This is a genomic window from Variovorax gracilis (assembly GCF_030317115.1).
Taxonomy (GTDB): domain Bacteria; phylum Pseudomonadota; class Gammaproteobacteria; order Burkholderiales; family Burkholderiaceae_C; genus Variovorax; species Variovorax gracilis.
On sequence record NZ_JASZYF010000010.1, the window covers coordinates 112,743 to 135,743 of the forward strand.

Annotated in this window: 19 protein-coding genes; 17 read left to right on the forward strand and 2 right to left on the reverse strand. The window is 68.0% G+C overall.

Annotated elements, in window-relative coordinates; translation table 11 throughout:
• The first annotated feature begins 17 nt into the window (after positions 1–17).
• The 8 genes from QTH97_RS20095 to QTH97_RS20130 all read left to right on the forward strand — a co-directional run bounded on the left by QTH97_RS20095 (position 18) and on the right by QTH97_RS20130 (position 11,046).
• A complete protein-coding gene (locus QTH97_RS20095) occupies positions 18–1,229 on the forward strand; it encodes an ABC transporter substrate-binding protein (protein WP_286570220.1) in 1,212 nt (403 codons plus the stop codon).
• Positions 1,230–1,386: 157 nt separating this feature from the next.
• Positions 1,387–3,306, forward strand: coding sequence for an ABC transporter permease (locus tag QTH97_RS20100; RefSeq protein ID WP_286570221.1), 1,920 nt, complete (start codon positions 1,387–1,389; stop codon positions 3,304–3,306).
• Positions 3,303–4,106, forward strand: coding sequence for an ABC transporter ATP-binding protein (locus QTH97_RS20105; RefSeq protein ID WP_286570222.1), 804 nt, complete (start codon positions 3,303–3,305; stop codon positions 4,104–4,106). Before QTH97_RS20100 ends, QTH97_RS20105 begins: the two co-directional genes overlap by 4 nt.
• The gene (locus tag QTH97_RS20110) at positions 4,103–4,837 is read left to right on the forward strand and encodes an ABC transporter ATP-binding protein (RefSeq protein ID WP_286570223.1); all 735 of its coding nucleotides are present in this window, start codon (positions 4,103–4,105) and stop codon (positions 4,835–4,837) included. Before QTH97_RS20105 ends, QTH97_RS20110 begins: the two co-directional genes overlap by 4 nt.
• A gap of 37 nt (positions 4,838–4,874) precedes the next feature.
• A complete protein-coding gene (gene pncA, locus QTH97_RS20115; protein WP_286570224.1) occupies positions 4,875–5,606 on the forward strand; it encodes a bifunctional nicotinamidase/pyrazinamidase in 732 nt (243 codons plus the stop codon).
• Positions 5,606–6,091, forward strand: coding sequence for a (2Fe-2S)-binding protein (locus tag QTH97_RS20120; protein WP_286570225.1), 486 nt, complete (start codon positions 5,606–5,608; stop codon positions 6,089–6,091). Before pncA ends, QTH97_RS20120 begins: the two co-directional genes overlap by 1 nt.
• Complete coding sequence (locus QTH97_RS20125; protein ID WP_286570226.1) at positions 6,088–9,798, forward strand: molybdopterin cofactor-binding domain-containing protein; 3,711 nt, start codon at positions 6,088–6,090, stop codon at positions 9,796–9,798. The genes QTH97_RS20120 and QTH97_RS20125 overlap by 4 nt, the downstream gene beginning before the upstream one ends.
• 63 nt (positions 9,799–9,861) lie before the next feature.
• Positions 9,862–11,046, forward strand: coding sequence for a fumarylacetoacetate hydrolase family protein (locus QTH97_RS20130; RefSeq protein ID WP_286570227.1), 1,185 nt, complete (start codon positions 9,862–9,864; stop codon positions 11,044–11,046).
• A gap of 23 nt (positions 11,047–11,069) precedes the next feature.
• Here the strand turns inward: QTH97_RS20130 and QTH97_RS20135 are convergent, their stop codons facing one another.
• Positions 11,070–12,281 (reverse strand): MFS transporter, encoded by a 1,212-nt coding sequence (locus tag QTH97_RS20135; RefSeq protein WP_286570228.1) that lies wholly within the window; start codon positions 12,279–12,281, stop codon positions 11,070–11,072.
• A 99-nt stretch (positions 12,282–12,380) separates the two neighbouring features.
• Between QTH97_RS20135 and QTH97_RS20140 the strand changes: the two genes are divergently transcribed.
• On the forward strand, positions 12,381–13,355 hold the full coding sequence (locus QTH97_RS20140; protein ID WP_286570229.1) for a hypothetical protein: 975 nt from the start codon (positions 12,381–12,383) through the stop codon (positions 13,353–13,355).
• A 92-nt stretch (positions 13,356–13,447) separates the two neighbouring features.
• A complete protein-coding gene (locus QTH97_RS20145; protein ID WP_286570230.1) occupies positions 13,448–14,485 on the forward strand; it encodes an alpha/beta hydrolase in 1,038 nt (345 codons plus the stop codon).
• Between the two features lie 26 nt (positions 14,486–14,511).
• On the opposite strand, the gene QTH97_RS20150 is transcribed toward QTH97_RS20145, so the two are convergent.
• The gene (locus tag QTH97_RS20150) at positions 14,512–16,056 is read right to left on the reverse strand and encodes a YifB family Mg chelatase-like AAA ATPase (RefSeq protein WP_286570323.1); all 1,545 of its coding nucleotides are present in this window, start codon (positions 16,054–16,056) and stop codon (positions 14,512–14,514) included.
• 165 nt (positions 16,057–16,221) lie between these two features.
• Here QTH97_RS20150 and QTH97_RS20155 point away from each other — a divergent pair, with 165 nt between their 5' ends.
• The 7 genes from QTH97_RS20155 (at position 16,222) to QTH97_RS20185 (ending at position 22,974) form a co-directional block, all read left to right on the forward strand.
• Positions 16,222–17,061, forward strand: coding sequence for a TorF family putative porin (locus QTH97_RS20155; protein WP_286570324.1), 840 nt, complete (start codon positions 16,222–16,224; stop codon positions 17,059–17,061).
• A 58-nt stretch (positions 17,062–17,119) separates the two neighbouring features.
• A complete protein-coding gene (gene glnK / locus QTH97_RS20160) occupies positions 17,120–17,458 on the forward strand; it encodes a P-II family nitrogen regulator (protein ID WP_028249673.1) in 339 nt (112 codons plus the stop codon).
• Positions 17,459–17,485: 27 nt separating this feature from the next.
• Complete coding sequence (locus QTH97_RS20165) at positions 17,486–19,015, forward strand: ammonium transporter (protein ID WP_286570231.1); 1,530 nt, start codon at positions 17,486–17,488, stop codon at positions 19,013–19,015.
• Positions 19,016–19,152: 137 nt separating this feature from the next.
• Positions 19,153–20,073, forward strand: coding sequence for an SMP-30/gluconolactonase/LRE family protein (locus QTH97_RS20170; RefSeq protein WP_286570232.1), 921 nt, complete (start codon positions 19,153–19,155; stop codon positions 20,071–20,073).
• A gap of 28 nt (positions 20,074–20,101) precedes the next feature.
• Positions 20,102–21,199, forward strand: coding sequence for a glycolate oxidase subunit GlcE (gene glcE, locus QTH97_RS20175; RefSeq protein WP_286570233.1), 1,098 nt, complete (start codon positions 20,102–20,104; stop codon positions 21,197–21,199).
• A gap of 8 nt (positions 21,200–21,207) precedes the next feature.
• On the forward strand, positions 21,208–22,446 hold the full coding sequence (glcF, locus tag QTH97_RS20180) for a glycolate oxidase subunit GlcF (protein ID WP_286570234.1): 1,239 nt from the start codon (positions 21,208–21,210) through the stop codon (positions 22,444–22,446).
• Between the two features lie 87 nt (positions 22,447–22,533).
• Positions 22,534–22,974: a carboxypeptidase-like regulatory domain-containing protein gene (locus QTH97_RS20185; protein WP_286570235.1), complete on the forward strand. Its 441-nt coding sequence runs from the start codon at positions 22,534–22,536 to the stop codon at positions 22,972–22,974.
• Positions 22,975–23,001 lie beyond the last annotated feature (27 nt).

Consider the following 23,001-nt stretch of genomic DNA (forward strand, 5'->3'; position numbering starts at 1 on the left):
AACCCAAGGAGTTCTCGATGAATCCACTGCGTCTTGCTTTCAGCGCGGCCGCCGTCGCCACGCTAGCCACTGCCCTCGTCCCTGCGCACGCCCAGGGCGTGATCAAGATCGGCGAGATCAACAGCTACAAGGCGCAGCCCGCCTTCCTCGAGCCCTACAAGAAGGGCATGGAACTCGCCGTGGATGAGATCAATGCGGCTGGTGGCGTCAACGGCAAGAAGATCGAACTGATCAGCCGCGACGACAACGCCAATCCCGGCGACGCCGTGCGCGTGGCCGAGGAACTGGTCTCGCGCGAGAAGGTCGACATCCTTGCGGGAACCTTCCTGTCCAACACCGGCCTGGCCGTCACCGACTTCGCGAAGCAGAAGAAGTTCTTCTTCCTCGCCGGCGAGCCGCTGACCGACAAGATCACCTGGCAGGGCGGCAACCAATACACCTTCCGCCTGCGCCCGGGTACCTACATGCAGGCCGCGATGCTGGTGCCCGAAGCGGCCAAGCTCAAGAAGAAGCGCTGGGCGGTTGTCTACCCCAACTACGAATACGGCCAGTCGGCCGTCGCCGCGTTCAAGCAATTGCTGAAGGCCGCACAGCCCGACGTGGAGTTCGTCGCCGAGCAGGCGACGCCGCTGGGCAAGGTCGACGCCGGCAGCGTGGTGCAGGCGCTGGCCGATGCCAAGCCCGATGCGATCTTCAACGTGCTCTTCGGCGCGGACCTGTCGAAGTTCGTGCGTGAAGGCAATACGCGCGGCCTGTTCAAGGACCGGGAAGTCGTGAGCGTGCTGACCGGAGAACCCGAGTACATGGATCCGCTGAAGGACGAAGCGCCCAACGGCTGGATCGTGACCGGCTATCCCTGGTACGGCATCACCACGCCCGCGCACAAGGCCTTCGAACAGGCCTACCAGGCGAAGTTCAAGGACTACCCGCGCCTCGGCTCGGTGGTGGGCTACAGCATGATCAAGTCGGCCGCGGCCGGCATCGCCAAGGCGAAGAGCACCGATACGGAGAAGCTGGTCGCCGCCTTCAAGGGCCTGCAGGTCGACACGCCCTTCGGCAAGATCACCTACCGCCCCGAGGACAACCAGTCCACCATGGGCGCGTTCGTGGGCCGCACCAAGAACGAAGGCGGCAAGGGCGTGATGGTCGACTACGTGTATCTCGACGGCGCCGATGCGAAGTACCAGCCCTCGGCCGCCGAAGTGAAAAAGTCGCGCGCAGCTGATTGAGATCACCCCCGGCCTCGCCCACTTCGTGTGGCTCGGGCACCCCTTTCGAGGGGGCAACCCCGGCGGACCGGCAAGGCCGGATCCGCGGGGTTCCCGGAGTGTCGAGGCGGAGTTGCCTGGGTTCTTGGAAGCTGGATTGCGTGTCTAGGAATATCGAATGAGTTTCTCGGGTTTCATCGTTCAACTGCTCAACGGGCTGGCCAGCGCGTCGTCGCTGTTTCTCGTGGCGGCAGGTCTGTCGCTGATCTTCGGCGTCACGCGGATCGTGAATTTCGCGCATGGCTCGTTCTTCATGGTGGGCATCTACGTGGCCTACACCCTGGTCGAACGGCTGGGCACCGGCATGGGCTTCTGGCCCGCGCTGGTCATGGCGGCACTGGCGGTCGGCGTGCTGGGCGCGCTGATCGAGGTCGTGCTGCTGCGGCGCATCTACAAGGCGCCCGAACTTTTCCAGTTGCTGGCGACCTTTGCGCTGGTGCTGGTGATCAAGGATGCGGTGCTGTGGCTGTGGGGGCCGGACGAATTGCTGGGTCCGCGCGCGCCGGGGCTTTCGGGTTCCGTCACCATCCTCGGGCGGCAGTTTCCTTCGTATGACCTCTTCCTGATCGTTGTCGGACCCGTGGTGCTGGGGTTGGTCTGGATGCTGCTCACACGCACGCGATTCGGCACGCTGGTGCGCGCCGCGACGCAGGACCGCGAGATGGTCAGCGCGCTCGGCGTCAACCAGGCGTGGCTCTTCACGGCGGTGTTCGCCCTCGGCGCTCTGCTTGCGGGGCTGGGCGGCGCGTTGCAACTGCCGCGCGAGCCCGCGACGCTGGAGATGGACCTCAACACCATCGGCGCGGCCTTCGTGGTCGTGGTGGTGGGCGGTATGGGTTCGATCCCCGGCGCCTACGCGGCCGCACTGCTCATTGCCGAGATCAAGGCGATCTGCATCTGGCTCGGCGTGGTCGATGTCTTCGGAATCAGCGTCTCCTTCTCGAAGCTCACGCTGGTGGTCGACTTTCTTGTGATGGCCGTCGTGCTCGTGTGGCGGCCCTGGGGCCTGTTCGGCCGGCCGCAGGCGCCGAGTCGTTACGTGGGCATGCAGGAAGAGCCTCTGCGCCGGCCCAGCAAGGCCTATCTGATCGCCGCGGCGGTGTTCGGGCTCGTGCTTGCGGCCATGCCCTTCCTCACGGCGGGATCGCCCTACACGACGGTGCTCATGATCGATCTCATGATCGCCGCGTTGTTCGCGACCAGCCTGCACTTCATCATGGGGCCGGCCGGCATGCATTCCTTCGGCCATGCCGCGTACTTCGGGCTCGGGGCCTACGGCGCCGCGTTGCTGGTGCGCGCGAGCGGCATGCCGATGGAGCTGGCATTGATCGTCGCGCCGCTGGTCGCCGCGGCCGGAGCCTTCGTCTACGGATGGTTCGCCGTGCGGCTGTCGGGCGTGTACCTCGCGATGCTCACGCTCGCCTTCGCGCAGATCACCTGGGCGATCACCTACCAGTGGGACAGCTTCACCGGCGGCAGCAATGGCCTGACAGGCGTGTGGCCGTCCGCATGGCTGTCCGACAAGCGGGCCTACTACTGGCTCACGCTGGTGCTGGTGGCCTTCGGTGTGCTCTGGCTGCGGCGCGTGCTGTTCTCGCCTTTCGGCTATGCGCTGCGGGCGGGCCGGGATTCGGCACTGCGCGCGGATGCCATCGGCATCGACGTCAAGCGCATGCAATGGGCGGCCTTCGTCATCGCCGGCACCGCGGCGGGCCTGGCCGGTGCCCTCTACGCGTTCTCCAAGGGGAGCATCTCGCCGGAATCTCTGAGCGTCGGCAAGTCGGTCGACGGGCTGGTGATGGTGCTGCTTGGCGGCATCCAGACGCTTGCCGGTCCGGTGGTCGGCGCCGTCACCTTCACCTGGCTGCACGACACCGTGGCGCGCAATACCGATTACTGGAGAGCCATGTTGGGCGGGATCATCCTGTTGCTCGTGCTGCTGTTCCCGCAGGGGATCGCCGGCTTTGCCAAGCAGTTGTTCGATCGCCGGCGCCACGCAGCGGAAGCCAGCGCGGACCTGAAGGAGGTGAAGGCATGAGCCTCCTCAAAGTCAACGAACTCGGCAAATCCTTCGGCGGCGTGAAGGCCGTGGACGGCATCAGCTTCGACCTGGCGCCCGGCGAACTGCTGGCGCTGATCGGCCCCAACGGCGCCGGCAAGTCCACCACCTTCAACATGGTGAACGGCCAGTTGAAGGCGGACCGCGGCTCGATCCTGCTCGACGGCCAGGAACTCGTGGGCCGCAAGCCGCGCGAGATCTGGCGCATGGGCGTCGGGCGCACCTTCCAGATCGCCGAGACCTTCGCATCGCTCACGGTGGTCGAGAACGTGCAGATGGCCTTGCTCTCGCATGACCACAAGCTGTTCTCGACATGGCGCCGCGCGGCCGACCACAAGCGCGACGAGGCGCTGACCCTGCTGGATCAAGTCGGCATGAAGGCACAGGCGGATCGCCCCTGCAGCGTGCTCGCCTACGGCGACGTGAAGCGCGTGGAGCTCGCGATCGCGATGGCCAACAGCCCCAAGCTGCTGCTGATGGACGAGCCCACCGCCGGCATGGCGCCCAAGGAACGCAATTCGCTCATGGCATTGACCAAGCAACTCGTCATCGACCGCGGGATGGCGGTGCTCTTCACCGAGCACAGCATGGACGTGGTGTTCGCCTATGCCGACCGGATGATTGTGCTGGCGCGCGGGCGGCTGATCGCGCAAGGCAAGCCGCTGGAGATTCGCGACCATCCGAAGGTGCAGGAGGTCTATTTCGGCAGCGGCAAGACCTTCGAGAAGATTGCAGAGAAAGCTGCCGCGGTGAATGCGGCGGTGGGAGAGCACGCATGAGTTCGCATGAAGTCTTGCTCGAAGCAAAGGCCTTGTGCGCCTGGTATGGCGCCGCGCAGATCCTCTACGACGTCGACCTGGACGTGCGTCGCGGCGAAGTCGTCGCGCTCATGGGGCGCAACGGCGCGGGCAAGTCGACCACGCTCAAGGCGCTGATCGGCATGCTCGGCAAGCGGCGAGGTGCGGTGCGTTTTCTCGGCAACGACATCTCCAGGAGCGAGCCGCATCACGCCGCGCGCATGGGCCTGGGATTCGTGCCCGAGGACCGCCGTGTGTTCACCGACCTGAGCGTGATGGAGAACCTCGAAGTCGGCAAGCAGCCCGCGCGCCGCTGGGCCGACGGCACCGACGCGCCGCTGTGGACGCCTGAGCGGCTGTTCAAGCTGTTCCCCAATCTGGGCGAGATGCCGAACCGGCCCGGTGGCCGCATGAGCGGCGGCGAGCAGCAGATGCTGACCGTGGCGCGCACGCTGATGGGCAATCCTTACCTGGTGCTGTTGGACGAGCCCTCCGAGGGCGTGGCGCCGGTGATCGTCGAGCAGATGGCGAACATGATTCTCGAACTGAAGGCGCAGGGCGTGAGCATCCTGCTGTCGGAGCAGAACATGCATTTTGCAGAGTTGGTCTCCGACCGTGCGTACGTGCTGGAGAAGGGCCAGATCCGCTACCAGGCGTCGATGGCCGAACTGGCCGCGAACGACGAGGTTCGACGCGCGTACTTGAGCGTTTGAGCAGCAGGACAGTTTCTTAAACCGAGGAGTGACCACCATGCACGACACGCAACGCAGATCCCTCTTGAAATCGGCCACGGCCTTCGGGCTCGTCGGCGGGCTGGGCGCCACGGCGCCGTTCTTCGCTGCGGCGGCCGCGAAGATCAAGCCGGCTGCCAACTCGGCGCTCATCGTGGTCGACGTACAGAACTGCTTCATCGACGGCGGCACGCTGCCGGTGAAGGGCGGCGCGGAGGTGGTGCCCGTCATCAACAAGCTCGCGGGCGCATTCGAGAACATCGTCGTGACGCAGGACTGGCACACGGCCGGCCACGCCTCTTTCGCAAGCACTCATTCGGGCAAGAAGCCCTTCGAGAGCACCAAGCTGAGCTACGGCACGCAGGTGCTGTGGCCCGATCACTGCGTGCAGGGCACCGAGGACGCGGCGCTCAACAAGGACCTGAAGCTTCCGACGGCGCAGCTCATCATCCGCAAGGGCCACCACAAGGACATGGACAGCTACTCCGCGTTCGAGGAGGCCGACCACAAGACGGTGACCGGGCTGGGCGGCTACCTGAAGGCGCGGGGCATCAAGACGGTGTTCGTCGCCGGGCTCGCTACCGACTTCTGCGTGGCGTGGACCGCGATGGACGCGCGCAAGGCCGGCTTCGAGGTCTACGTGATCGAGGACGCGACGCGCGCGATCGACCTCAACGGATCGCTCGCGGCGGCATGGAAGCAGATGGCCGCCAAGGGCGTGAAGCGCATCCAGTCTTCCGACATCGTGTGATGCGTCCCCCCGGGTTCGGACTGAAGGTCAACGGACGCAGTGTCGAACTCGCAGCGTCGCACGAGGCGACGCTTCTCCATGTCTTGCGCAACGACCTGGGCCTCAACGGGCCCAAGTTCGGCTGCGGGCTCGGGCAGTGCGGCGCCTGCACCGTGTGGGTCGATGGCGTGGCGGCGCGTGCCTGTGTGATTCCGGCGCACGGAGTGGCCGGCCGAGAGATCACCACGCTGGAAGGACTGGGCTCGCGCGACCTCTGGCATCCGGTACAGCGGGGCTTCGAAGACACCCAGGCCGCGCAATGCGGCTATTGCCTCAATGGCATGGTGATGCAAGCGGCGGCCCTGCTCGCACGCGAGCCGAACCCGAGCGAGGCGCGCATCCGCAGCGAACTCTCCGGCAATCTCTGCCGTTGCGGCACGCACGTCGAGATCATCGCCGCGGTGCAGCGCGCCGCGATGCGGATGGCGAAGGGCGCCGACACGTGACACGGCGCGCCGACCTGCCTCGCACGCGCAGCGAATTCCTCCATGCCGAGGGCGTGCTCCTCGTCGTGCGCGACACGCCGCCCGCGCCGCCGCCGGCCAAGGGGCAGCCTGCGCTGGTGGCAGGCAATCCGGCCGAAGGGCCGGAGGTGCTGCTGGCGATCTGGGACGACGGCAGCGCCACGGCGCTCAACGGCCATGTCGATCTCGGCACGGGCATCCAGACGGCGTTGACGCAGATCGTGGCGGAAGAACTGGACCTGCCGATGGGGCAAGTCCGCATGATGCTGGGTGACACGGCGCGCGCGCCGAACCAGGGCGCGACGATCGCGAGTGCGTCGATCCAGATCCACGCCGGTCCGTTGCGCCATGCGGCTGCGCAGGCTCGGGCCTGGATGGTGGCGCAGGCCTCCGAGCGCTTCGGCGTGCAGCCCGGTCTGCTCCAGGTGCGCGATGGGCGGGTCCATGCCGGCGACGATCCAGCCTTCAGCGTCGGTTTCGGCGAACTGGTGGCGGGCGGGCGCACAGTGCTGCAGCTCGACACCATCTCGCGGCTGAAGAATCCGTCGGACTACCGCATCGTCGGCAGTTCGATGCCGCGCGTCGACATCCCGGCCAAGCTGTCGGGGGAACTGGTCTTCGTGCACGACATGCGGGTCCCCGGCATGCTGCATGGCCGCGTGGTGCGGCCGCCGTATGCGGGCGCGGACCACGGCGATTTCATCGGCAACACGCTGGAGTCGATCGACGAATCGTCCATCGCCCACATCACGGGCATTCGTGCCGTGGTCGTGATCCGGGATTTCGTCGGCATCGTGGCGGAACGCGAGGAGCACGCCGAGCAGGCCTTGCGCGAACTGCGCGTGACATGGAAAGCGTGGCCCGGGCTTCCTTCGCTCGACGACCTCGAAGGGGCGCTGCGCGCCAATCCCGCCACGCAGCGTCTGCTGGTGGACGAAGGCGACGTAGAGGGCGCGCTCGCGGCGGCCGCGAAGCCGATGCCGCGCACCTATGTGTGGCCGTATCAGATGCATGCGTCGATCGGGCCTTCGTGCGCGCTCGCGCACTGGGACCCGGGTGGCGATGACGGCTTCAGGCTGCGCGTGTGGGCCGGTTCGCAGAACCCGCATGTGCTGCGGGCCGATCTTGCGAAACTGATGGGCGTCGACGACCTGGAGGTCGACGTCGTGCGGATGGAGGCGGCCGGCTGCTACGGCCGCAACGGCGCGGACGACGTCGCGGCCGATGCCGCGCTGCTTGCGCGCGCGGTCGGTGCGCCGGTGCGCGTACAGCTCACGCGCGAGCAGGAGCACGCGTGGGAGCCCAAGGGTGCCGCGCAGCTCATGCAGATTCAGGGCGGACTCGATGCGGATGGCCATGTCGCGGCCTACGACTTCGAGACGTCCTATCCGTCCAACGGCGCGCCCACGCTCGCGCTGCTGCTCACGCGCACCATCGAACCCGTGGCGCAGGCTTTCGAGATGGGCGACCGCACGGCGCGGCCTCCCTATGCCTACGGCAACCTGCGCGTGAAGGTCAACGACATGGCGCCGATCGTGCGCGCCTCATGGTTGCGCGGTGTGTCGGCGCTGCCGAGTTCGTTCGCGCACGAGTCCTATGTCGATGAACTGGCGACGGCGGCGGGTGTCGATCCGGTCGCCTTCCGGCTGCGGCATCTGCACGATCCGCGCGCGGCCGAACTGGTGGGCGAGACGGCGCAGAAGGCCGGCTGGCGCATGCGCACCGGGCCGCAGGAGAACGCGGATGGCGGCCTGGGCCCTGGCGGCGACATCCTGTTCGGCCAGGGCTTCGCGTATGCGCGCTACGTGCACAGCAAGTGGCCAGGCTTCGGCGCGGCATGGTCAGCCTGGGTGGCGGACGTCGAGGTCAACCGCAAGACGGGCGAGGTGCATGTGCGCCGCGTGGTGGTCGGGCACGACGCGGGCCTGATGGTCAACCCGGCCGGTGTCGAGCACCAGATCCACGGCAACGTCATCCAGACCACCAGCCGGGCGCTGAAGGAGCGGGTGCGGTTCGCGCCGCAGTCGTCCTCCGGGGCCGAAGTGCTGCCTGGTGTGCGGCCGTCGGGCGTGGTTGCGAGCCGAGAGTGGGGCAGCTATCCGATCATCAATTTCCGGGAAGTGCCGGTGATCGAGGTGATGCACATGCAGCGCCCCGGCGAGCCGCCGCTGGGCGCGGGGGAGTCGTCCTCGGTGCCGGGGACTGCGGCCATCGCGAATGCGATCTTCGATGCGACGGGCGTGCGCTTCCGGGTGCCGCCGTTCACGCCCGAGGTCGTCCGAGCCGCCCTGAATCCTCTTCCTGCCGCCGCCCCATCCCCGTCCCGGCCCTCCCCCGAGGAGGGCCGGAGCGAACTGGCTGCGTCCGCGGCCTGGCCGCGTCGCAAGGGGATCTGGGTGGGCGCCGGCGCGATCGTCGTTGGAGCGATCGGCGTGATCGCAGGCTTGCTCGGCTGGCGGTCCGCGATTGCGCCCGTCGCGCTCAGCGCCCCGGTCTACAGCGAAGCCACCATCGAGCGCGGCCGCACGCTCGCCGCGCTCGGCGATTGCGCCGTCTGCCACACCGCGTCCGGCGGAACGCCCAATGCCGGCGGCCGCCCGATGGAAACGCCCTTCGGCACCATCTACACGACCAATCTCACGCCCGATGCCGACACCGGGCTCGGCCGCTGGTCCTTCAGCGCCTTCCAGCGCGCCATGCGCGAGGGGGTTTCGCGCGACGGCCATCACCTGTACCCGGCTTTCCCCTACACCGCCTTCGCCAAGACCAGCGACGACGACCTGCAGGCGCTCTACGCCTACTTCATGTCGCTGCCGGCCGTCAGCGCCGAGACGCCCAAGGCGCGACTGAATTTTCCTTTCGGCCTTCGCCCGCTCATGGCGGGATGGAATTCGCTCTTCCATGACCCGTCGCCCCTTCAACCCGTGGCCGCGCAGAGCGCCGAATGGAACCGCGGCGCCTACCTGGTCAATGGCCTCGGCCATTGCGGCGCCTGCCACACGCCACGCAACGCATTGGGCGCGGAGCAGGGCGGCAAGGCCTTCCTTTCCGGCGCGATGGTGGACGGCTGGGAGGCGCCTGCGCTGACTTCGCTGTCGACCGCAGCAGTGCCCTGGAGCGCCGAGGCCCTGTACAGCTACCTGCGCAAAGGCCATGCGCGCGACCACGGGGTCGCTGGCGGCCCGATGGCGGAGGTGGTGCGTGAACTCGCCGCCGTGCCTGACGCGGACATCCGCGCGATGGCGAGCTACCTCGCCTCCTTCCAGCCCGCGGTCGGGGAAGAAGCCGCAGCCGCACAGGCGCAACGCGTCGTCGCTACCGCCGCCGGTAGCCAAGGCCAACTGCTCGGCCCCGCCCAACGCATGTTCGACAGCGCTTGCGCCGCCTGCCATCACGACGGCGACGGCCCCACGCTGATCGGCGTGAATACGCCGCTCGCGCTCAACAGCAACCTGACCAGCACCCGGCCGGACAATCTGCTGCGCACCATCCTCGACGGCGTGCGCGAGCCGGCGTCGCGCGACATCGGCTTCATGCCCGCTTTCCGCGAGGCGCTCGACGATGCGCAGATTGCCGAACTCGCCGGCTACATGCGTGCGCGCTTCGCGCCACGGGAGCCGGCGTGGGCCGATCTGCCGCAAAGCGTCGCCCGCGTCCGCGCGGCGAGCGCGTCCGCGACGGCGCGCTGACAGTCCCGTACGATCCGCGGTGCAGAAGCCGAATCACCGGCCCGTACATCTGGAGACCCTCGCATGACCTCGATGCTTTCGCCCGCCCCGTTCCTGCCTCGCGATGCCGATCGCGCCACCCTCGTCGGGCGGCTCTGGCTGCCGGACGTCGGCCCGGTGCTGGTCGCGGTGCACGAGGGCGGCCTGCACGATCTCTCGCGCATCGCCCCGACCTCGAGCCAGTTGCTCGAACTCGATGACCCGGTGGGCGCGGTGCGGCAGGGCCTGCGCGAAGACAGGACCGCGCGCGTCGCCTCGCTCGAAGCTGCGTTCGCCAACAGCGACGAATCCCGCCGTGACACGCAGCATCCGTGGCTGCTCGCGCCCTGCGACCTGCAAGCCGTCAAGGCCAGCGGCGTGACCTTCATCTCCAGCCTGCTCGAACGGGTGATCGAGGAGCAGGCTCGCGGCGATGCCTCCAAGGCCGAATCGATCCGCGCCGCCCTGGGCGGCGTACTGGGCGACAACCTTGCCGGCATCGTGCCCGGATCGCCGCAGGCCGCGAAGGTGAAGGACGTGCTGATCGCGCAGGGCGCGTGGTCGCAGTACCTGGAGGTCGGCATCGGTCCTGACGCCGAAATCTTCACCAAGGCCCCCGTGCTGTCCGCAGTCGGCGCCGGCGCCGACGTTGGCATTCATTCGGGGTCGGTCTGGAACAACCCCGAGCCCGAGGTCGTGCTCGCCGTCAACAGCCGCGGCCAGACGCTCGGCGCGGCGCTGGGCAACGACGTCAACCTGCGCGACTTCGAAGGCCGCAGTGCGCTGCTGCTCGGCAAGGCGAAGGACAACAACGCGTCCTGCGCGATCGGGCCCTTCATCCGCCTCTTCGACGAGCACTTCGGCATCGACGACGTGCGCCGGATCACCGTGGCATTGCGGGTCGTGGGGCCGGAGGGGTTCACGCTCGAAGGGTCGAGCTCGCTGTCGAAGATCAGCCGCGACCCGCTGGACATCGTGTCGCAGGCGATCGGCCCGCACCATGCCTATCCCGATGGCCTGATGCTGTTCCTGGGCACGATGTTCGCGCCCACTCAGGACCGGCACGGGCCGGGGCAGGGCTTCACCCACGTGGTCGGCGACCGGGTGACCATCTCGGCACCCGAACTCGGCGCGCTCGAGAACCGGGTCGTGCATTCGGACCAGGCGGCGCGCTGGTCCTTCGGCATCGGCGCGCTGATGCGCAATCTGGCGGGACGCGGGATCATTTGATCTCCCCCAGGCCGGGGTCGGTGTTAGTTGCGGCGTTGTGCGGCTAGCAGGGCCAGGACTGCCACGACGCTCGCTGCCAGCAGGATCCACAGGCCGGCGGTGTAGCCGCCAGCCGGCGTCCACAGCAGGCCGAGCAGCAGCGGGGCGACGGCGCGGGCGATGGCGCTTGGCAGGCCGAGTGCGCCATTGAGCGTGGCGACGTGCTCGCGGTCGACGTACTGTGCGATGGCCGTGCCCTTGACGATCGTCAGCATCCCGTTGCCCATGCCGTAGAACAGCACGAAGCACAGTGCGGCAACCGGATGGCCGGCGCCGGCCAACAGCATGCAAAGTCCCAGCGGAATCAGGCACGGAATCAGCCGGTTCGCGAGGTGCAAGTCGAAGTGGTGTTCGAAGAAGTAGAGCAGGGCGCGACCGAACACCTGCACGATGCCGATGCTCGCCGGCACCGCGATGGCCCAGGCCTCCGGCAACCCCGCGCCGCGCAGCAAGCTGACCATGTGGGGTGGCAGGGCCGCGGTCACGGCCATGAGCAGGACGGTGAAGACGCCGATGAGCAGGAAGGGCGCGCTGCGCAGATGGTGCGCGACGGAAGGGCGATCGGTTGGGCGTGCGCCTGCCGGTGGCTCGGCCCGGCGGCCCGGCGCGTTTCGCAGGATGCAGAAGTGCAGCGGGACGCACACGCAAAGGTGAATCCCGGCCAGCACCCACAGCGCGTGCCGCCAGCCAAGCTTCGCGATCAGCCATGCGTCCAGCGGAATGAAGACGGTGCTCGCAAGCCCGCCCAGGAAGGTCAAGGTGATGATCGCGCGCCGGAAATCGCTGGGAAAGCGCCGCGTGACGATCGAGAAGGCCGGGCTGTAGAGCGTCGCCGACAAGCCGGCGCCGAGCAGGAGCCACACGGCATAGAAGCCCGCCGCGCCGTGCACGAAGCTGTGGAGCAGCAGGCCCGCCGCGATCACCAGCGAGCCGCCCGCCATGACTGCGCGTTCGTGGCCGCGATCGATCCAGCGGCCCACGGTCCAGGCCATCGCACCTTCGGCCAGCAGCGCGAGACTGAAGGCGAGCGACGATTGCGCTCGGTCCAGGCCGAGTTCGCGTTCCACCGGCTCCATCAGCAAGGCGAAGGTGTAGAAGACGCTGCCCCATGTGATGAGCTGGCCGACGGAGAGCCAGGCGACGAGGCGGCGGTCGTAGGGTGCGGGGGTGGGTGTCGTCGATGCTGAAAGGCCCATGGACTTCGGACTTTAGCGGGGCCGCCGGAGGGCAGCGCGGGTGCATACTGGCGGCGCCTTGCGCTTCGCGCGCGAGGCCCTTGCGCAAGGAGGTCTCTGATGGACGCCATCGAACCCGCCGCCCCATCCGCCTTCGAGCTGGTGGTGCTCGATCCGTCAGGGCGTATCCGTTTCAGCGATGCCCGTGCTTGTTCGTGGCTTGCGCAAGGCACGACCGTGTGCAACGCGCATGGCGGCATCGCGGCCGCGGACCGTGCCACCCGCGAAGGCTTCGACCGGCTCATTCGTCGCACGCTGGAGGCTGGCGCCGCGCATCACGAGCCTGCCATGCCTCGCGTCATCCCCTTGCCACGACCGGGTCGCCTGCCCCTCATCGCGGTCGGACTGCCGATCACCGGCGGCGCAGCCCATGCGCTGGGTGCGGCCGTCCTGTTGCGCGATCCCGAGGTGGTCGATCTGCCGCCGCTGGCCGTCGTCTGCGAAATCTTCGGCCTGACGCGTGCGGAGGGTGCGATCGCGCTGGCCGTGGGAAACGGGCATGCGCTGAAGCAGATTGCCGAGTCGCGCCGCTGCAGCGTCAACACGGTGCGCACCCTGCTCGGCCGGGCCTTCGCGAAGACGGGATGCCGGCGCCAGGCGGATCTCGTGCGCGTGATGGGCGCGCTCGCGGAGTTGCGCGCAGCCGCCGATGGTTTCTCGGCCGGCCATGCCATGGCGTCCCTGCACGACAAGGCTCTGCGGCGCGCCAGCGAAAGCCGCGTGCGCGCGCTGCTGCAACTGCCGCTGCGGGCGCCGCCGAACCAGCAGGCGCGCATCGTCTCGCGCGACTTCTCGCCGGGGGAGGCCACGGGCTTTCACGTGCACGGCTGCGGCCACGAGATCGTCTGTGTGCTCGACGGCGCGCTGACGATGGAATACGCGGGCGCCGGCGCAGGGCAGACCATCGCCGGCGAGGCCGTCTATGTCGCACCGGGCGTCGTTCACCAGGGGCGCAACCTCGACACGCTGCACAGCCTGTCGCTCTACCACGTGGGCATCGGGCCGGCAGGCTCGATCGATCGACGCAATCTCTGAAGCATCGGCTCCTGCAAGTTGTCGTCCGATCGCATGACGACAGGCTGGCACGACATCCCTAGTCTGCGAGCGTACGGACCGAGGGGACTGACATGAACCGACGCACGCTCCTGTGGCTTTCCTGTGCATGGCTCGGGGCGGGGATCTCCGCGTGCGCCAGCCGGGGCGCGCAGCGGACCGGCACCGTCGCGGAAGACATGTACATCGACGCCGCCGACCCCGGCGTGCAACTCTTCCTGCGCAACCGGCATGCGATCGAACCGGTGAGCGCGCCGCCGGGGCGCACGGTGCTCTTCGTGCACGGCCTGACCTATCCCGGGCACACCTGCTTCGACCTCCCCCTCGGTGGCCGATCGTGGATGGAAGACCTTGCGCAGCGCGGTTTCGACACCTGGTGCGTGGACCTGCGCGGGTACGGGCGATCGACACGTCCGGCAGCGATGGAGCAGCCGCCGGAGATGAATCCGCCGCTGCTCGACGCGGCCACCGGCACACGGGACCTGGCGTCGGCGGTCGATTTCATTTGCGCGCGTCGGGGTCTCGACCGAATCGTGATCGTTGCCTGGTCCTGGGGCACAGTGCTGGCCGCACGACATGCCGGGCGCCGGCCCGGCCAGGTCGAGCGCCTGGTGCTGTATGCGCCCGTCTGGCGCTGGCCCGGCGGTCCGGTGCCGCGCGCACCCGCGGGCGCCTACCGCCGCGTCACACGCGAGGCGGCGAGGCGCACCTGGGTCGACGGGGTGCCGACGGGTGAGCAGGATGCGCTGATCCCTGCGGGCTGGTTCGACCAATGGGCCGACGCCAACTGGGCCACCGACCCGCTGGGCGTCCAGGCGAATCCGCCTTTTCTTCGCGCGCCGAACGGCCCCTTGGTCGAAGTCGTGGCGCATTGGGGCGAAGGACGCGATTTCTTCACGCCTTCCTCGATCGAGGCACCCACGCTGCTCGTGGTCGGCGCCTGGGACCGGACGACACCGCCGGCCATGGCGCGTGCGCTCGACCCTCTGCTGACGCGAGCGGGGAAGGCTCGCCTGGCAGTCTTGCCCGAAGGCACCCACCAGCTCTTTCTCGAGCGTCGGCGTGAAGCCCTGTTCGTGACAGTCAGGGAGTTTCTCGAAGAATCAGCGTAGGAAAGGCCCAGCGAAGAATTGCCCGATCAGCCAACCGCGCGCAGCGCCCGTCGGTACTGCACGGCCTCCGCGACATGCGCCACTTCGACCGCTGGACTACCGGCCAGGTCAGCGATCGTTCGAGCCACCTTCAGCGCCCGGTGCGTGCTGCGCGCCGACCACCCCAGCTTTGCCGCCGCCGTGTGCATGAACTTCAACGCGTCCGGCGCCAGTCCGGCATGCCGGTCGATCTCCGCACCCTGCAACGACTGATTGGTCTTTCCCTGCCGCGCCAGTGCCCGTTCGCGCGCCTCGCCCGCGCGGTCGCGGATTGCATCAGTGGCTTCGCCGGCCGGTGAGGTGAGCAATTGCTCAGCCGATACCGCGGGCACCTCGATGTGGATATCGATGCGGTCCAGCAACGGGCCGCTGAGCTTGCCCTGGTAGCGGGACACCTGGTCGGGTGTGCAGCGGCAGGGCTTGAGCGCGGAGCCGAGGTAGCCGCAGGGGCAGGGGTTCATCGCCGCAATCAATTGGAAGCGCGCCGGAAATTCAGCGCGGCGGGCGGCACGGGCGATCGTGATGGTTCCGGTCTCCAGCGGCTCGCGCAGCGCCTCCAGCGAGGCCCGCGCGAACTCGGGAAACTCGTCCAGGAAGAGCACGCCGTGATGCGCCAGCGAAATCTCCCCAGGCCGCGGCGGTGAGCCGCCACCGACCAACGCCACGGCGCTGGCCGTGTGGTGCGGACTCGACGTCGGTCGTTGCATCCACCGTTCGACCGCGAAGCGTCCGCCGAGGCTGGCAACGGCGGCGCTTTCGAGCGCTTCCTGCACACTCATCGCAGGCAGCAATCCGGCGAACCGCTGCGCCAGCATCGACTTGCCCGAGCCCGGCGGGCCGACCAGCAGCAGGCTGTGGCCGCCGGCCGCCGCAATCTCCAGAGCGCGCTTGGCGCCGGCGTGGCCCTTCACGTCCGCGAGATCGGCGTGGCGCAGGGCCGGCCCTTGCGGCGCGGGCAGCACTCGGGCCCAGCCGTCATCGCCGGGCTCGGTTGGCAACGCGTCGCCATCGCATGGGGGAAGAAACTGCCGCACGACATCCAGCAGATGCCGCGCGCCGTAGACCTCGGCGTCCGGCACCAGTGAGGCCTCTTGCGCGCTCTCGGCCGGCAGCACCAGCCGCGTCGCGACCCCACTGACATGTAACGCGAGCGCCATGGCGAGCGCACCACGCACGGGCCTCAGTTGCCCTGAAAGAGAGAGTTCGCCGGCGAATTCATGACCGGCCAGCCGGGCCGCCTGGATCTGCCCGCTGGCCGCCAGGATGCCCAGGGCAATCGGCAAGTCGAAGCGTCCGGAATCCTTGGGCAGGTCCGCCGGCGCCAGATTGACCGTGATCCGCTTGTTGTTCGGGAATTCGAGACCCGCGTTCTGGATGGCCGACCGCACGCGTTCGCGCGCTTCCTTGACTTCCACATCGGCCAGGCCCACCAGCGTAAAGCTCGGCAAGCCGTTTGCCAGATGCACCTCAACCGTGACAACGGCCGCTTCGAGGCCCAGCAATGCGCGGCTTTGCACCAAAGACAGACTCATTCTTCTCCCTATCCCCAAGATGGTGCGTCCATCTCTTGATTCATTGTTACGACGTGCATCCTTGATCGCTGCCCGGCTCCGCAGGCTTGTTGACACTTTGGCACGCTCCCTGCTTTGACATGGTTTCCAAACCACTTTCAAAACACTCCGAGGAGTCACTCGATGATGCACCGTAAATCCGTTCTGGTCCTGGCCGTGAGCGCCCTTGCCGCCCTGCCGATGCTTGCTGGCGCGCAGACCGCCGAACCGCCGAACCTCACGGGCAACGTGGCGCTGACCACCAACTACAAGTTCCGTGGCCAGGATCAGGACGTGATCGGCAACAACGGCTTCGCCAAGGACAGCTACGTCAAGCCCGCCATCCAGGGCGGTATCGACTACGCCTTCGGCTCCAGCGGCTTCTACATCGGCAACTGGAACTCCAGCGTCAACTGGCTGCCCGGCAACTCCATCGAGATGGACTTCTACGGCGGCTACAAATTCAAGGGCGGCCCCATCGACTGGGACGTCGGCGTGCTGACCTATGTCTACCCCGGCAACAGCGCCGGCTCCACCACCGAGATCTACGGAGCGGGCACCTGGGCGGACGAGAACATCGGCGCGTTCACCGCCAAGTACTCCTGGACCGTCTCCAAGGACTACTTCAACTACGCAGGCAACAAGGGCGGCTCGGGCCTGGACGGCACCAACACCGGCTACCTGAACCTCTCCTACACCAAGGAGATCGTGCCCAAGCTCACCTTCAAGACCGCCCTGGGCTACACCTTCTTCACCAGCGACATCAAGAGCCTGGGCTACAAGGACTACCTGGACTACAACGTCGGCGTGTCCTACGACTTCGGCAGCGGCCTGTCCCTGGGCGGCTGGATCCAGGGCGGCAGCGAGCAGAGCGCCTTCAACCTGATCTCCAGCCCGGGCGTGGACATCAACGGCGTCACCTTCGGCCAGACCACCTTCTCGCCCAACAAGACGCGCTTCATCCTCACGTTGACCAAGACCCTCTAGTCACAGAAGGCGCGGCCCCGGTGGCTGCGCCGTCCCTTTCATCTGCAGGAGAAACATCATGAAGCTGGTCACAGCCATCATCAAACCCTTCAAGCTCGACGAAGTGCGCGAAGCGCTTTCGGCGATCGGTGTTCAGGGGATCACGGTCACCGAGGTCAAGGGCTTCGGCCGCCAGAAGGGCCACACCGAGCTGTATCGCGGCGCCGAGTACGTCGTCGACTTCCTGCCCAAGGTCAAGATCGAAGCCGCCGTGGCCGACGAATTGGTCGAGCGCGTGATCGAAGCCGTGGAAGCCGCTGCGCGCACCGGCAAGATCGGCGACGGAAAGATCTTCGTGTACGACCTGGAGCAAGTCGTGCGCATCCGCACCGGTGAAACGGGCCGAGAAGCCCTCTGATACGCAAGGCACGAAAGACAAATCGAAATGAAAAAATTCCTTGTTTCACTCGCGCTCGGCTTGAGCGTGCTGGCCGCCGGCACCTCCGGCTTTGCGCAGACGGCCGCGGCACCCGCGGCCGAAGCGCCTGCTGCTGCCGCGCCCGCCGCGCCTGCAGCCGCAGCACCGGCTGCGGCCCCCGCGGCTGCAGCACCTGCCGACGCTGCCGCTGCGCCCGCCGCAGCCGCACCTTCCTTCAACAAGGGTGACACCTCCTGGATGATGGTCTCCACGCTGCTGGTGATCATGATGACGATTCCCGGCCTCGCGCTGTTCTACGGCGGCCTGGTTCGCAGCAAGAACATGCTGTCGGTGCTGATGCAGGTGATGGTCACCTTCTCCATGATCGTCGTGCTGTGGCTCATCTACGGCTACAGCCTCGCGTTCACGGAGGGCAACTCCTTCATCGGCGGATTCGACCGGCTCTTCATGAAGGGGATCTTCGATCCGGCCACCGGTGTGTTCGCACCCGGCGCGACCTTCAGCAAGGGCGTGTACATCCCCGAACTCCTGTTCGCCGCCTTCCAGGCCACCTTCGCCGGCATCACCTGCTGCCTGATCGTCGGTGCCTTCGCCGAGCGCGTGAAATTCTCGGCCGTGCTGCTCTTCATGGTGATCTGGTTCACCTTCAGCTATGCGCCGATCGCGCACATGGTCTGGTTCTGGATGGGCCCGGACGCCTACACCAGCAAGGAAGTCGTCGACGCCATGAACGACAAGGCCGGTCTCATCTGGCAATGGGGCGCGCTCGACTTCGCGGGCGGCACGGTGGTGCACATCAACGCGGCCGTCGCCGGTCTCGTGGGTGCCTTCCTGATCGGCAAGCGCATCGGCTACGGCAAGGAATCCTTCACGCCGCATTCGCTGACGCTCACGATGGTCGGTGCCTCCCTGCTGTGGGTGGGCTGGTTCGGCTTCAACGCCGGCTCCGCACTCGAAGCCGGCACCAGCGCCGTGCTGGCCTTCATGAACACCTTCTCGGCGACTGCCGCGGCGGTGCTGGCATGGTCCATCGGTGAAGCGCTGATGCGCGGCAAGGCCTCGATGCTGGGTGCCGCCTCGGGTGCCGTCGCCGGCCTCGTGGCGATCACGCCGGCTGCCGGCAACGTCGGCCTGATGGGCGCGATCGTCATCGGCTTCGTTGCCGGCTTCGCCTGCCTCTGGGGCGTCAACGGCCTCAAGAAGATGCTCGGCGCCGACGATTCGCTCGACGTGTTCGGCGTGCACGGTGTCGGCGGTATCGTCGGCGCCCTGCTGACCGGCGTGTTCAACACGCAATCGCTCGGCGGCCCCGGCCTCGTGGGCGACTGGGTCACGGCGGGCGTGATCTCCAACGGCATCGGCGCGCAGGTCTGGATCCAGCTCAAGGCTGTGGTGCTGACCGTCGTGTGGTCGGGCGTCGTGTCCTTCATCGCCTACAAGATCGCCGACCTCACGATCGGCCTGCGTGTGAGCGAAGAGGAAGAGCGCGAAGGCCTCGACATCTCGGCGCACGGCGAGACCGCGTACAACCGCTGAGTCCCGGCGGGCCGCAACTGCCGCGGCCCGCAACCGAAAAGTTTTTTGTCAGCGAGAGTCTCCTTTGGATGTTCGGCCCGCACGTGCTCCGGCACCTGCGGGCCTTTTTTCGCGCTTTTTGGCCTAAGCTGCGGCTGATGTGGACCACGCTGAATGACAGCCTCAGCCAGCTCGGCGAGTCGCCCTTCTGGCATCCGGCCGAGAGGTCGCTCTACTGGCTGGACATTCCGGGACGTGCGGTGCTGCGCACGCGCGGCGACATCGCCGGACCCGAGGTCGAGCGATGGAGCCTGCCGACCGAGCCCGGCTGCATGGCGCCGGCGCGCACGGGCGGCCTGGTGATCGCGCTGCGCGACGGCGTCTATCGTGCGCGGGAGTGGCGCGGCGAGCTCAAGCCCATCGCGCACGTCGACCACGACGCGAGCACGATGCGCTTCAACGATGGCAAGTGCGATCCGCTCGGCCGGTTCTGGGCTGGCACCCTCAACGAGGCGAAGGACCGCGCCAACGCCGCGCTCTACTGCCTCGACGCACGCGGCGGCCGTGCGCCGACGCTGACGCAGATGGCCAACGAGGCGACCACCGCCAACGGCCTCGCCTTCTCCCCTGATGACACGACGGTCTACTGGGCCGACACCGCCGCGCATCGCGTACGCGCGTGGACGTGGGCGGCGCGGCCCAATCGGCTGTCGAACCCTCGCGTGTTCCAGCAGTTCGGCGACAAGCCTTCAGGCTGGACGGCGGAATCGCTCGTCCGCTACGAAGGCCGGCCCGACGGCGCCACCATCGACGCCGAGGGCCACTACTGGGTCGCGATGTTCGAGGGCGGCCAACTGCTTCGCTTCGCGCCCTCCGGCGAGCAGGTGTCGGCGCTGCCGACGCCCGTGCAATGTCCGACGATGCCGTGCTTCGGCGGTGACGACCTGCGCACGCTGTTCGTGACCACCGCGCGGCGCGGCCGGCCGGCCGCTGAACTCGAACAGCGACCCGCGTCGGGTCACGTGCTGTCGGTCCGGGTGGCCACGCCCGGCTTGCCAGTTCGCTTCTTCGAGGACTGACCGGGCCGCTGGCGGTACGATCGCCGGCATGGATCCAGCCCTTCGCCAGATCACCGAGCGCCTGCGCGCCGCTGCCGCCGACACCACGACGCTTCGCATCCGCGGGGGCGGCACCAAGGATTTCTTTGGAGAGCCGCCGCAAGGCGAGCCGCTCTCCACCATCGACCTTGCTGGCATCACCAGCTACGAGCCGAGCGAGCTGGTTGTCACCGCGCGCGCCGGCACGCCCCTGGCGGAACTCGAGGCCGTGCTGGCCGACAAGGGACAGTGCCTGGCCTTCGAGCCACCGCGCTTCGGCGAAGGGGGGACGGTGGGTGGCATGGTCGCCGCCGGGCTCAGCGGGCCTTCGCGCGCGAGCGTGGGGTCGGTGCGCGACTACGTGCTCGGTGCCACGCTGGTCAACGGTCGCGGCGAGGTGCTCACCTTCGGCGGACAGGTCATGAAGAACGTCGCAGGCTACGACGTGTCGCGCGTGCTCGCCGGCTCGCTGGGCGTTCTCGGGCTCATCGCGGAAGTGAGCCTCAAGGTGCTGCCCGTCGCGCCCGCCGAGGCGACGCTGGAGTTCGCCTGCAGCCAGGCCGATGCGCTGCGCCTGCTCAATGAATGGGGTGGCCGGCCGCTGCCGCTGAACGCGAGCGTCTGGCGCGAGCGGGACGGCGAGGGCGTGTTGTCGCTGCGCCTGCGCGGCGCGGTGGCCGCGGTCGAAGCGGCCTGCAAGCACCTGGGCGGCGAGCGCCAGGGCGGCGAGCGCACGACCACGGGCTGGCAGTCCCTGCGCGACCAGCAGCACCCATGGTTCGGTGCGCGCGGCGCGCGCGACCTCTGGCGCCTGTCGGTGCCGCAGACCGCGCCGGTGCTCGATATCGACGGCACGCCCCTGATCGAGTGGCACGGCGGACAGCGCTGGTACCTCGCGCCGCCCGACCGCCGACCGCAACTTCGCGCAGCGGCCCGTGACGCAGGCGGCCATGCGACGCTGTTCATGCCCTCGGACATTCACGGCCAACGCGTGCTCGGCAGGTTCGACGCGCTGAGCCCCGCCGTCGAGCGCATCCACCGCGCGCTGATGAACGAGTTCGATCCTCACGCCGTCTTCCATCGCGGACGGCTCTATCCCGCGGACTGACCCCACGCATGCAAACTGAACTCGCTCCCGAATTCCAAGGCACCGCCGACGGCCGCGAAGCCGAGGCGATCCTGCGCAAATGCGTGCACTGCGGCTTCTGCACCGCCACCTGCCCGACCTATCAACTGCTCGGCGACGAGCTCGACGGACCGCGCGGGCGCATCTACCTGATCAAGCAGGTGCTCGAAGGCAAGGCGCCGACGCGCAGCACGCAGTTGCACCTCGACCGCTGCCTGACCTGCCGCAACTGCGAGAGCACCTGCCCGAGCGGCGTGCAGTACGGCCACCTGGTCGACATCGGCCGCAAGATCGTCGATGAGAAGGTGGCCCGCCCGCCGCTCGAAAATGCGGTGCGCTGGACACTGAAGGAAGCGCTCCCTTCGCCGCTCTTCGCGCCTGCGATGAAGCTCGGCCAGTCGGTGCGTGGCCTGCTGCCCGCCAAGCTCAAGGCCAAGGTGCCTGCGCCGCGGAAATCCGGCGCGTGGCCGACGCGCACGCATGAACGCAAGGTGCTGATGCTCGCAGGTTGCGTGCAGCCGTCGATGGCGCCCAACATCAACAGCGCGACCGCGCGCGTACTTGACGCGGCCGGCATCCAGGCGGTCGTCGCAGCCAGCGCAGGATGTTGCGGGGCGGTGAAGTTCCACCTCAACGACCACGAAGGCGGCAAGGCGCAGATGCGCGCCAACATCGACGCCTGGTGGCCGCAGGTCGAGCGCAAGGAGGTCGAGGCCATCGTGATGAACGCCTCCGGCTGCGGCGTCACGGTGCGCGAGTACGGCCACATGCTCAAGGATGACGCGGCCTACGCCGCCAAGGCCGAGCGCATCAGCGCGCTCACCCGGGACTTGAGCGAACTGCTGCCCGAACTGGTGCCTGTGCTGAAGGGGCGCGTCAACGCGCCGCGCGGCGTCATCGCCTACCACCCGCCCTGCACGCTGCAGCACGGGCAGAAGCTGCGGGGCGGCGTCGAGACGAACCTGCGCGCACTGGGCTTCGACGTGCAGGTGGCTCTCAACGAAGCGCACCTGTGCTGCGGGTCGGCGGGCACCTATTCGGTCCTGCAGCCCGAGCTGGCCTACCCGCTGCGCGACCGCAAGCTGGGTCATCTGAACCAGCTCAGGCCGACGACCATCGTGTCGGCCAACATCGGCTGCATCACCCATCTGCAGAGCGGCAGCGAGACGCCGGTGCGGCATTGGGTCGAGCTTCTGGATGAAGCGTTGTCGGCGGCACCGACGGCCTGATCGCACATCCACTGGGGGTCTGGTCCGACTCGCCGGAAGGCGGTGCAAAGTGAGCATGCATGTCGTGTTCACTATGGGAGTGTCTTCATGCACGCCTCTTTTCGATTCATTCTGCGTGGCACGGTCGTTTGTGCCTGCGCGGTCGCACCTTGGGTGGTGCAGGCCCAGTCCGCCGCAGTTCCCGCCGTGGTGCCGGTGGTCGCGCCGACGATGAAGAGCGACGGTTCCGGGCAGTATGTCTGCGGCGGCGTCGGGTCGGACGAATCCGTCGCCATGCGTGCCGCGATGAAGGACCATCCGCTATCGCTGCTTTTCGCTCGCGCCAGCGGTGCGTACCTGGCGGATGTCGCGGTGACGGTGAAGGATGCGGCCGGTGCCACCGCGTTGTCGCTGGTCTCGAACGGACCGATCTGCCACGTCGACCTGCCGCCCGGACGCTATACGGTCGAGGCAGTGGCCGACGGCGTCACGAAGAGCCAGGTCGTCACGCTCGGCAGCGGCTCGAAGACCGCCGACTTCCGCTTCTGAAACACTGCAGCCGGCTTCCCCGAGCCG